Source organism: Burkholderia sp. S171 (genome assembly GCF_009766085.1).
In the GTDB taxonomy this organism is placed as follows: Bacteria; Pseudomonadota; Gammaproteobacteria; order Burkholderiales; family Burkholderiaceae; genus Caballeronia.
Genome location: NZ_LMUF01000030.1, coordinates 419,253 through 431,173, shown reverse-complemented (window position 1 = coordinate 431,173; position 11,921 = coordinate 419,253). Strand labels below are relative to the sequence as shown.

The window sequence follows — 11,921 nt, the reverse complement described above, 5'->3', positions numbered from 1 at the left end:
CCTTCAAGATCCGCGACCATGCCATCGTCCACCTTCCCTTTTGTTTATCTCGCGTCGCAAAGTCCTCGGCGGCAAGACCTGTTGCAGCAACTCGGCGTGCGTTTCGAGTTGCTGCTGCCACGTCCCGATGAAGACGCTGAAGCGCTCGAAGCCGAGTTGCCCGGTGAGGCCGCCGACGCCTATGTTCTGCGTGTCTGCGCGGCAAAGGCGCAAGCGGCATACGCCCGCTGCTTGAAGGGCGGTCATCGCGCGGCACCCATCCTGGTCGCCGATACGACCGTCACCCTGGATGGCGCGATCATGGGCAAGCCCGACAACGCGGACCATGCCGTCGCGATGCTCGAACGGCTATCCGGACGCGATCACGAGGTGCTGACAGCGCTTGCCGTGGTTGACGCCGACGGCGTTCTGCTCACGCCGGTTCTATCGCGTTCGCTCGTGCGCTTCGCCGCGGTCGGGCGTGCTGCACTGCAGCGTTACGCGGCCACGGGCGAACCGCTCGGAAAGGCCGGTGCATATGGCGTTCAGGGACGTGCCGCGGCGTTTATCGAACGGATTGAAGGGTCCTATTCGGGTATCATGGGCCTGCCTCTTTTCGAAACAGCAGCACTCCTGCGCGTGGCGCGCGTTGACTTCTAAACAGTCCATGAACGAAGAAATCCTGATCAACGTCACACCGCAGGAAACCCGCGTTGCCCTCGTTCAGCAAGGCGCGGTGCAAGAGCTACACGTCGAGCGCACGTTGTCGCGCGGACGGGTAGGCAATGTGTATCTCGGCAAGGTCGTGCGCGTGCTGCCCGGCATGCAGTCGGCCTTTATCGATATCGGGCTCGAGCGCGCAGCGTTCCTGCACGTGGCGGATATCTGGCATCCGCGGATTGCCGGCGAAACGCATTCGAACGCGCCGCATACGCCGATCGAGAAGATCGTGTTCGAAGGCCAGGCGCTGATGGTGCAGGTGGTCAAGGATCCTATCGGCACCAAGGGCGCGCGGCTTTCCACGCAGGTGAGTATCGCGGGGCGCACGCTGGTCTATCTGCCGCAGGAGCCGCATATCGGGATCTCGCAGAAGATTGCCAGCGAGGCCGAACGCGAGGCCATTCGGGCAAGGCTCACGGCCGTTCTTCCCGTTGACGAAAAAGGCGGCTACATCGTCCGGACGATTGCGGAAGATGCATCGAGCGAAGAGCTTGCGGCCGATGTCGCTTATTTGCGCAAGACGTGGCAGACAATTGTCGCGCAGGCGACGCGAGTCGCGCCGACCTCACTGCTGCATCAGGATCTCAATCTTGCACAGCGCGTGCTACGCGATTTCGTCAACGACGAGACGTCTCGTATTCAGGTCGATTCGCGCGAGACGTACCAGATGCTGGCCGACTTCGCGAACGAGTTCACGCCGGCTGTGGCGTCCCGCGTGCATCACTATGCGGGCGAACGGCCGCTCTACGACCTGTACAACATTGAAGCTGAAATTCAGCGGGCGTTGTCACGCCGGGTCGATCTAAAGTCGGGCGGTTATCTGATGATCGACCAGACCGAAGCAATGACCACCATCGACGTGAATACGGGCGGTTATGTAGGTGCCCGTAATTTCGACGATACGATCTTTAAAACCAATCTCGAAGCGGCGCACACCATTGCACGGCAACTGCGGTTGCGCAATCTGGGCGGGATCATCATTATCGATTTCATCGATATGGAAAACGTCGAGCATCGCGATCAGGTTTTGGGCGAGTTGAAGAAGGCGTTATCGCGAGATCGGACGCGGGTAACGGTGAACGGTTTTTCGCAGTTGGGGCTGGTTGAGATGACCCGCAAACGCACGCGCGAATCACTCGCGCATGTGCTGTGCGAGCCGTGCCCGACCTGCGATGGCAAAGGCCAGGTGAAGACGCCGCGCACCGTGTGTTACGACGTGCTGCGCGAGATCATGCGTGAGTCGCGTCAGTTCAATCCGCGCGAGTTTCGCGTGGTGGCGTCGCAGCAGGTTATTGATTTGTTTCTTGAGGAAGAGTCGCAGCATCTGGCCATGCTGATGGACTTTATCGGCAAGCCGGTTTCGCTGCAGGTTGAGTCGAATCTGAGCCAGGAACAGTACGATATTGTTTTGATGTAGGAGCTCGGCGCGACAAAACACTACTGCTGCGCAAGAATATCCACGGGCACAGAGAGCGCCTTGGCTATGGCAGAAAGTTTTTTGAAGGTGCCGTTTCGCTTCCCGCTTTCGATCTGGCTCAAATACGGCTTGCTAATGCCAGATGCTTCGCTCAATGCGTCCTGAGTGAGATTGCGATATTCGCGCCAAGCGCGTATTGGGTGTGCGCCGGCCAATTCAGCATCAAGCACAACGGCTGGCACGTGGAAACCATCGTCGGCTGCTTTCGCTTGATCAAAAAGCGCTTCGTCATCGAGATCCTCGATCAACGGCACGACCGCGAATTCAGCACGACCGTCGCGCTCGATAAATTGGATGCCAGTCATTCGTAAGCCCCTCCCCGAGGTCTGACGGCAAGCACCTTTATCTTCGCCTATCCTGCTCACCTCCGCAAATTCTGCGCAATCGCCGCGACCAGCCCCTTTAACGACACCGGCTTGCTCAAATGACCGTTAAACCCGGCAGCGAGCGCCCGGGCGACATCCTGTTCACGGCCAAATCCGGTGAGCGCGAGGGCGGGCAGACGCGCCGTCCGCGGTGCCGTTCGCATCTGCTGGATCATCTCGTAGCCGTTCATGGTCGGCATGCCGATATCGGACAGCACCACATCGAACTCCTGCTGCGCCACCGCTTCAAGCGCCTGCTCCGCGCTCGGCTCGGCGCGCACCTGCGCCCCCTCCATTTCAAGCAGCGTTCGAAACGCCTCTAACGCTTCGATGGAGTCATCGACGAGCAACACGCGCAGGCCCCTCAAGATGCCCGGATCAACGTATTCACGCGGGGTTTCCACCCGCAGCGACGGCGCGTTCTCCGGCAGCCACAGCCGGAAGCGCGCCCCCTGCCCCTGCCCCGCCGACTCCGCTTCAATACGCCCGCCGTGCAACTCCGCGAGTTGCTTCACCAGCGACAATCCAATCCCAAGACCGCCTCGATCACGACGGCCGCCGCCATCGGCCTGGCTGAACATCTCGAAGATACGTGGCAGGAAGACGGGATCGATGCCCTGCCCCGTGTCCGCCACCTCGACGCAAACAAACCCGCCTTGCCGCGATAAAGCGATCCGCACCCGCCCGCCATGCGGCGTGAATTTCAGCGCGTTGCGCACAAGATTCCAGACCATTTGCTCGACGCGCTCGGCATCGGCATGAATCATCACGGCGGCATCGGCGCCCGCTACCGTCAACTCGATATCACCCGCCTGCGCATCCGCCGCGCTCGCGGCCACGACGGCCTGCAGCACGGACGCGACCTCCACCGGCGCGAACCGTAGCGCGAGCTTGCCGGTGCGCACACGCGACAGGTCGAGCAAGTCGTCGATGATCTTGGCCTGCCCCGCGACGGCGCGCTGGATGGCATCGGCGGCGTCCTGCACGCTTGAAATGTCCCGCACATCGGGAATGCGCGTGAGCAATTCGGCCTTCACGTGAATCAGGTTGAGCGGATTCTTGAGTTCATGTGACAACACTGCAAAGAACTCGTCCTTCAGCCGGTTTGTCGCTTCGGACTGCGCACGGATTGCACGTTCGAGCGTCAGTGCAAGTTGCTTTTGGCTCTCGATGCCAGTCTTATTGGTGACATCGCGAGCAATCTTCGCGTAACCGTGGAACTGATCGGACTCGATCGGCGTGGTGACACCGCTGCAATAGATCTCGGTGCCGTCGGAACGCAAGTGCCAGCGCTCGTCTTCCACACGGCCGGCCTGCGTGGCGCGTTGACGCTCGCGCAAAGGCACGCGCGTTTCGCGATCGTCGGGAAGAAAGATGAGATCAAGCGGCTGGCCGCGCACTTCACTTTCCGCATAGCCAAAAATGCGTTGCGCGCCGCCGTTCCACGTGACGATCAACCCGTCCATGTCCAGCACGATGATCGCGTAGTCGTTCGTGGTAACGGCCGCCAGCCGCAAGCGCTCTTCGCTGCTGCGCGCCGCCGCTTCGGCCGCCCGGCGCGCGGTGATATCGATCAGCGTGATGACCGCTCCATCAATCTGATCGTCCGCCGTGCGATACGGCAGCACCCGCGCAAGAAACCACTCGCCGCGATCCGAGCGGATCTCGCGCTCGGTCAGCGTGAGCGTGTTGAAGGCCGCGCGGGCATCGTCGGCCATTTGCGGATAGTCGAGCCGATGCGTGAGATCCAGCAACGGCCGCCCGATGTCCGACGCAATCAGCTTGAAGAGCGCGACCGCCGGCGGTGTATATCGCTTGATGCGCATCTCGCGGTCGACGAACACCGTCGGAATGCCGGTGGACGAGATCAGGTTGCGCAGGTCATCGTTCGCCTTGGCCGTCTCGGCGACAGTTTCCGAGAGCGCGAAATTTACCGTGACCAGTTCTTCATTGACCGACTGCAGCTCTTCTTTTCCCGCTTCCAGTTCCTCGCCAGTCGAGCGCAGTTCTTCGTTGATCGCCTGCAACTCTTCATTCGACGCCATCAACTCTTCGGCGAATGCACTGGCATCTTCCATCGACGAATGCATCTGCGTCTGCGCGCGATGCAGGTCGCGTTCGAGACCGATGAGTTTGTCGGCGTCGGCGGGGGCATCGTGTGCGGGCACGTCCTGTTGCGCGGCAATCTCGTTCTCGTTCTCGATTTCATCGAAGAACACGACGATCACGTCTTCGCCACTGTCGTCATCCTTGAACAGCCGCGCCGATATATTCACAAACGAGCGCGTCTCGCCGCGCGAAAAACGCACGCGCCGCGACACGACGCTGTCACCGTCGCGCAATACGCGATGCAGCGCGTTGCGCAACTCCGCGCGCAACTCCGGGTTGACGAGCGTGAGCAGATTGCGCGAGGGTTCATCGCTGACGTACTGCAGGAAACGTCCCGCGTGATCGGACATATGCAGGATCACGCCATCGCGGTCGACGGTGACGTTAGGCGGCGCATAACGCTCGAATACGCGCTGACGCAACGCCGCCAGCGACGCTGGCGTCTCGTGCCCCAAACCCGGCGGCCTGGGGATATCGAAGATCGCGGGGCGCACGAGCGGCAGCGGCGGAACCACGCGGATACCAACGCGTTTCGACCGGTAAATGCGGTTGCGCGCATCTACTGGCTCGAACAGGTCGCTCGCAATCTCAATGGACTCCGTGCCGCCGAGAAACAAAAACGCGCCCGGCCGCAGCGCGAAGTGAAACGTCTCGAGCACCTGGCGCTGCACGGTTCTATCGAGGTAGATGAGCAGGTTGCGGCACGAGATCAGGTCCATGCCCGAAAACGGCGGATCGCTCAGGATGTTGTGGATAGCGAACACCACTTTTTGACGTAATTCCTTGCTCACCTGGAAACGGTCGCCGGGTTTCACAAAAAACCGACTCAGCCGCTCAGGCGATACATCCGCCACGATCGATCCGGCATACACGCCTGCGCGCGCCGTCTCGATCGCATTCGCGTCGACATCCGTGGCAAACACCTGGATCAGTGGAAATTTGCCGTGGGCGGGCCCGTGCTCGCTCAGCAGCATCGCCAGCGAGAACGGTTCCTCGCCCGTCGAGCACCCCGCCGACCACGCGCGCACGGGCTCGTCGAGCGGGCGCACGGTGAAGAGGTTTGCCAGCACCTGCTGCTCCAAGGCATCGAACGATTTGCGATCGCGGAAAAAATTCGTCACACCAATCAGCATGTCTTTCAGAAGCGCAGTCGTTTCCTCAGGATGCGTTTCGATAAACCGCTTGTATGCGGCGAGATCCGCTACGCCGTTCACCTGCAGCCGCCGTTCGATGCGCCGCATCACCGTGCCGCGCGTGTAGTGCCGGAAGTCATGGCCAGTGCGGATACGCAGGATGGTCAGTAATGCATGCAGCACGTCGACATCAACGTTCGGGACGGCTGGCTCAATGTGGGACCCGCCATCGGGCTCATTCAACGGCGAGTCGTCAACCGCGTGCAGCGCTTTCATCGCGCGGGCGTTGTCGCGCAACTCGATCAGGCGCGCGGGCATCCGCTCGACAGACAGCACGATATCGACGCACCCGGTTGCCAGCGCATTGCGCGGCATCTCGTCGTATTCCGCGTCCAGCGGGTCCTGCACGATGTTGATGCCGTTCTGCTCCTTGATCCGTGCAATGCCCATGGCGCCGTCGCTGCCCATCCCCGAGAGGATGATGCTGATCGAGCGTGCCCCGTGCGCGTCCGCCAGACTCCGGAAGAACAGGTCGATTGCGACCGGCCGACGTCGCGCGGGGTCGCTCGGGGCGACATGAAGACAGCCCTCCGCGAGCGATAAATCGTTCGACGGTGAAATCAGGTAAACCGTATTCTTTTCGATTGGTGTGGTGCCGACGACCTGCACGACCGGCATGGAGACTGCGCGTTGCAGCAAGGTGTCGGCATGACTCGCGTGATTCGGAGAGGTATGCAGCACGGCGACAAACGCCATGCCGCCGTCCGCCGGCATACCTTCGAGCAGACGCATCAACGCCTGGATTCCGCCCGCCGACGCGCCAATACCAACAATTGGGAAATCGACTAAATGAGGACTCGGCAAGGGTTCCGGGGATGAAATGATTCGGGCAATGGGCGGCTTTCTAATGGTCATTGGAGGCTCCTGTCGAGCACTTGCAAACCGCCGGGACAAGAGCGATTTGCAAGTCTGCTTCCTGGGCCATCTGCGCCGGGTGTCCTTCCGTCTCGCGAGATAGAAACAGGTAATAACGACGTTATCGCCGCCGGGTTTATTTTAGTGATGTTAATCCTTATTGGACTCTGCGGAGAGAAGATCCCGGATTAATATCGTTATTTAATTTTTGCTGAGGTATTTATTGAAGCCTGCGTAACGTAAACATCAAAATTCGGTACAAATGATTATTAACATTGACGGTCAATGAGAATTTATCGGTAGGTTTTATCGAAAAATATCAGTGATATTTTAATCGGCAACGGTGACACGTGTGAAGAACGATACAAATTAGCACATGCGGTCGATTTATCGTTTGCGTCGCTTCGGCTCGCGATCACGCCCTGAACAAACGTAACGCGGCACGGCGGAATGTCGTAACGGCAATCGTGCGCATGATCCCCGTGCAATGCTTTCCCGCTAACTCCTGTCGCCCGAAAAAGCTTGCCGGTGAAGGGTTTCTAGCATTTCCTCAAAGCGCCGTGCCTCGTGGCACGACTCATGCTGCGAGATTCTGCACGCCGGGCATTGACCAGTGCAATGGCGAAGCGGCGCTTATCAACGTTCTCAGGGCCGCGTTTTTATGATGCACCAAGCCGCGCCGGCTTTTAGAACGCATATAAAAGTGTTGAATCGGATCACTAAAACCAGCGACCGCAAAAATGACGGCGCTACCGGGGAATACAATGAATCACGTACTCGTAGAAACAGATCTTGCGCATCTGGAACGGATAATCAACCGGGTTGCATCGAGCCATGGATTGTCTTTAGCGTATTGGCGAAATCGTGTTGATTCAGTATTATCGATGAGCCTCATGCCGGCGCAACGCAAGCGCATCGGCCATATAGATGCTGTTATCTCGATGCTCGAGCAAACGGCGGTGAGCGAGACCTCCCGCTTCGGTTGATGCTTGGTTCACGACCAAGCAAGGACTAAGCAAGGTTCGACAGACCGCTCGAACGGCCTGCCCGCAGCCGGGTCAATTCAGATTGACTCGGTTTAAACCTGATCGTCCCGCAACGGGCACGGTCGAATATCACATTTAATAATAGTCCATGTCTTAAAAGCATATTCTCGTCACCTTTCACTATTAAAATAATAATGAAATTACCGCGCTCGACGAGATTCGGCGGTGAAACCGTATCTGAAAGAAGCCAGCGTCCAATAATGCTGGACACAATAATTTTATGTTTTTAAGATCACTCCGCTGACGCGTGGACGAGAGCCAGCAAGAAACCTCCATCGTCGCCTGGTTTCAAGACTGGCATATTCGGCGCAACGATCCCGGCGCAGTAATCACGACACAGCGTTTCTCCACGCAAGATTGGCGTAATGCCGGATAAGTCGTCAGTGGCGGTCACTGCGGAAATGCCGCGGTATCCCGGTCGCAACGGCTCCCGATGAAGATCGGCAAATCCCGGTAGCCTTCAATAAACCTCATTGAATCGTCAGGACCCGCGTGCCGTCTTTTTTCATCGATCGTCCGGTTTTTGCGTGGATTGTTGCTCTGGCCATTTTTGTGGCGGGTGCACTGGTCACGCCCTTTCTGCCTGTCGCGCAATATCCGCGGCTGACGCCGCCGCGCATCGTGATTGCTGCGATGTATCCGGGCGCGTCGCCAGAAAGCGTGGACAACACCGTCGCGAGCGTGATCGAAGAAAGCCTGGACGGCGCTGAAGGCTTGCAATACTACGAAACCACCAGCGACAGCCTGGGCGAACTCGAGATCGACGCCACGTTTTCGGCGGGTACCAACCCGGACATCGCCATGGTCGATGTCCAGAACCGGATGAAGCAGATCGAATCGCGCCTGCCGCAGCAAGTCGTGCAGCAAGGCATCAGCGTCTTCAAGTCGACCGGAACCTTCCTGATGCTCGTCGCGCTCACGTCCACTGACGGCCAGCGCGATTCCGTGGAACTGAGCGACTACGTCAACCGCACGATGCTGCGCGACCTGAAGCGCGCGCCAGGCGTTGGCTCAGCCGAATTGTGGGATGCCGGAGAGGCGTTGCGGGTCTGGATCGACCCGATGAAACTGCGCGAATTCAATCTGGCCGCCGCCGATGTCACGCAGGCCATCGCGGCGCAAAACGCGACAGTCACAGCGGGCACGCTCGGCGATGTGCCCTTCGTCACCGGTCAGCAATTGACGGCGTCGGTCACGGTCAGGGGGCAATTGATCTCGCCGGCTGAATTCGGCGAGATCGTTTTGAAAGCGCATACGGATGGATCGGCCGTTCGGCTGAAGGATGTCGCGCGGGTCGAGCTGGGCCGCGACAGCTACGCGTCGTTTTCGCGGCTGAACGGCAAGCCGGCGGCAACGGTTGGTATCCGGCTCTCGCCGCAAGGCAACGCGATGGAAACTTCCGCTGCGATCCGCGCGAAGCTCGCGGAACTATCGCGTAGCCTGCCGCCGGGCACGGCCGTGGAGATTCCGTTCGATAGTTCCAAATTCGTCCACGTCGCGCTGCACGAAGTCGCGCTGACGCTGTTCGAAGCCGTGCTGCTGGTGTTCCTGGTCATGTGGCTATTCCTGCGCGACTTGCGTTATGCGCTCGTGCCCACGGTGGTCATTCCGGTTGCGTTGACCGGCGCGCTGCTTGCGCTTTACGTACTCGGCATGTCGATCAACGTGTTCACCATGTTCGCGATGGTGCTGGCCATCGGCATCCTGGTCGACGATGCCATCGTCGTGGTCGAGAACGTCGATCGCGTGATGCGCGAAGAAGGCCTCGCGCCACGCGCAGCCACGCGCCGGGCGATGCAGCAGATGGGCAGCGCGATTGTCGGTATTACCGCTGTGCTGACCGCCGTGTTCGTGCCGATGGCGTTCTTTCCCGGCAGCGTCGGCGGGATTTACCGGCAGTTCACGGTTGCGATGATCGCGTCCATTCTCGTGTCCGCGTTCACGGCCCTTTCTCTGACGCCGGCGCTGTGCGCGAACTTGCTGAAAGCGCCGCCGCGGAGCGCCTTGCGGCATGGCGCACATGGTTCACATGGCGCGCACGGATCAAACGAGGCCCGTAGCCGGTTCGGCTTCACGGCGGCCTTCGACTGGACCTCGCGCGGATATCGCGGGCTCGTTGCGCGCGTGCTGCGCCGAGCGGGTCCCATGTTCGTGGTGTATCTCGTGCTGGCCGGCGCGTGTGCGGCGCTTTATCTGCATATGCCGGGCGGCTTCTTGCCCCAGGAAGACCAGGCGCAGCTTCAGGTGATGGTGCAGTTGCCGGCGGGGGCCACGCAGGCGCGCACGCTCGCGGTCGTCGAGCAGGCGGAAGCGATCCTGAAACGCGAACCAGCGGTGGCGAACGTGACGAGCGTGGTCGGCTGGAGCTTCCAGGGCAGCGGCCAGAACGTGGCCATGTGTTTTGTCGACTTGAAGGACTGGTCAGCGCGCAACACCGACGCGGCCACGCTGCGCGACACGCTGAACCGCTCACTCTCGAAGATCATGGATGGCACCGTGTCCGCGCAGATGCCGCCGTCCGTGCCCGGCATGGGCCATTCGGAAGGGTTCGTGATGCGGCTGGAAGATCGCGGCGGCGTTGGCATTGCCGCGCTGACCGCCGCGCGCGAGCAACTCTTCGAGCGGGCTCGCAACAATCCCGCTTTCGCCGATGTGCGTTCGGAAGCGCTGCCGGACGCGCCGCGCATCGTGCTGGACGTCGACCGCGCGAAGGCTTATGCGCTGGGCGTTTCGTTCGACAAGATCGGCGATGCGCTGGGGAACACCTTTGGCTCGTCGTATATCGACGACTTCCCGTCAGGCGGCCGGATGCGCCGCGTGATGGTCGCAGCCGACGCGTCGTCGCGCATGACCGAAGACAGTCTCATGAACCTCTCGGTGCGTAACGCCGCCGGGCAGATGGTGCCGTTATCGTCCGTGGCGGCGCTGCACTGGACGACCGGGCCAACCGTCCTCACGCGCTACAACGGTTCGCCTTCACTCGATGTCAGCGGCCGTCCCGCCGACGGCACGAGTTCCGGCGCGGCGATGGCCGAGATGGAGCGGCTCGCAGCAGCGCTGCCGGTGGGCGTGGGCTACGACTGGACCGACTCGGCGCTTGAAGAAACGCGTGCCGCCCGCCTGACGCCGATACTGATCGGCTTGTCGCTACTGGCCGTCTTCATGGCGCTCGCGGCGCTCTACGAGAGCTGGACCATTCCGCTTGCGGTGCTGACGATCGTGCCACTGGGCGTGATTGGCGCAGTGATCGCGATGCTTCTGCGCGGCATGCCGAACGATGTCTATTTCAAGGTCGGCATGATCACCGTGATCGGGTTATCGGCGAAAAACGCGATTCTGATCGTGCAGTTCGCGCGCACGCTCTACGCCGATGGCGCGCCGCTGAAGGACGCAATTGTCGCCGCGGCGAGTGCGCGCTTCCGGCCGATCGTGATGACATCGGCGGCGTTTTTACTGGGCGTCGTGCCTTTGCTCGTGTCGAGCGGCGCCGGGGCGGAAAGCCGGCGATCGATCGGGACCGGTGTGTTCGGCGGGGCCATTACGGCGACCGTGCTGGGGCTGGTGTTCACGCCGCTGGCGTTTTATATCGTCGTCTCGGGGCAACGGTTTATTCAAAACCGGATGAAGTCGATGACTCAGGAAAAGGTCACGGCAAATGTCGAGTCCGAGGCGCCGCGTCGCGACGTTCAAGGCTCGCGAGAGGGATAACGCGGCAGGGGATCGCTTCGTGCGCGATGCAGCATCCCTTTCAACCGATACGATTCCCCTATGATGGCGGCACCTCGCGTACTTTCTCGCGTGTCAGGAGGCATGTCATGCAATTTCCAGCAGGATCCGTTCAGGCGCTCAGTTCAGCCGCATCGACGGTGTTTTCCATCGGTATCGTGTTCCTTGGTTACTGGGGTATCCACGAAGGCTCGCATTGGCACTCCGGTGATGTCTCCGTCGCCCTGCTCGCACTCGCCGGTTTCGCGTGCCTGGGTTCTGTCCCTTGGCTCGCCACGTCTCCCACAAAGCAGCCCGACGATGAATCCCGCCTGCGTCTCGCCCGTCACGCATTTTTGGGCGGCGTAGGGGCGCTGTGGCTGGCGATCGTCGTGTCCGTGTTCACGCAATGAGGGTTGCTCACTTCGCGCCGCCTTCATGGCTACCCTTAGTGCGTCCCCTCTCTCTTTCG

7 protein-coding genes are annotated in these 11,921 nt (G+C 60.6%); 5 read left to right on the top strand and 2 right to left on the bottom strand.

The genetic code is table 11. From position 1 onward, the window contains the following. Window positions 1-18 precede the first annotated feature (18 nt). Both GSQ93_RS15835 and rng read left to right on the top strand, forming a co-directional pair. Window positions 19-639, top strand: a complete 621-nt coding sequence (locus GSQ93_RS15835; RefSeq protein WP_158936597.1) for a nucleoside triphosphate pyrophosphatase — start codon at window positions 19-21, stop codon at window positions 637-639. Between the two features lie 7 nt (window positions 640-646). Then, window positions 647-2,116: a ribonuclease G gene (gene rng, locus GSQ93_RS15830; protein ID WP_158936596.1), complete on the top strand. Its 1,470-nt coding sequence runs from the start codon at window positions 647-649 to the stop codon at window positions 2,114-2,116. Between the two features lie 20 nt (window positions 2,117-2,136). Here the strand turns inward: rng and GSQ93_RS15825 are convergent, their stop codons facing one another. Next, entirely contained in the window at window positions 2,137-2,541 is a 405-nt protein-coding gene (locus GSQ93_RS15825) for a helix-turn-helix domain-containing protein (protein WP_254073889.1), read from the bottom strand. After that, the gene (locus GSQ93_RS15820; RefSeq protein ID WP_158936595.1) at window positions 2,538-6,698 is read right to left on the bottom strand and encodes a CheR family methyltransferase; all 4,161 of its coding nucleotides are present in this window, start codon (window positions 6,696-6,698) and stop codon (window positions 2,538-2,540) included. Before GSQ93_RS15820 ends, GSQ93_RS15825 begins: the two co-directional genes overlap by 4 nt. 764 nt (window positions 6,699-7,462) lie before the next feature. Between GSQ93_RS15820 and GSQ93_RS15815 the strand changes: the two genes are divergently transcribed. From GSQ93_RS15815 to GSQ93_RS15805, 3 genes are all read left to right on the top strand, one after another. Beyond that, entirely contained in the window at window positions 7,463-7,684 is a 222-nt protein-coding gene (locus tag GSQ93_RS15815) for a hypothetical protein (protein ID WP_158936594.1), read from the top strand. A 552-nt stretch (window positions 7,685-8,236) separates the two neighbouring features. Continuing rightward, a complete protein-coding gene (locus tag GSQ93_RS15810; protein WP_158936593.1) occupies window positions 8,237-11,452 on the top strand; it encodes a multidrug efflux RND transporter permease subunit in 3,216 nt (1,071 codons plus the stop codon). Window positions 11,453-11,559: 107 nt separating this feature from the next. Then, entirely contained in the window at window positions 11,560-11,862 is a 303-nt protein-coding gene (locus GSQ93_RS15805) for a hypothetical protein (RefSeq protein WP_158936592.1), read from the top strand. Window positions 11,863-11,921: the final 59 nt, after the last annotated feature.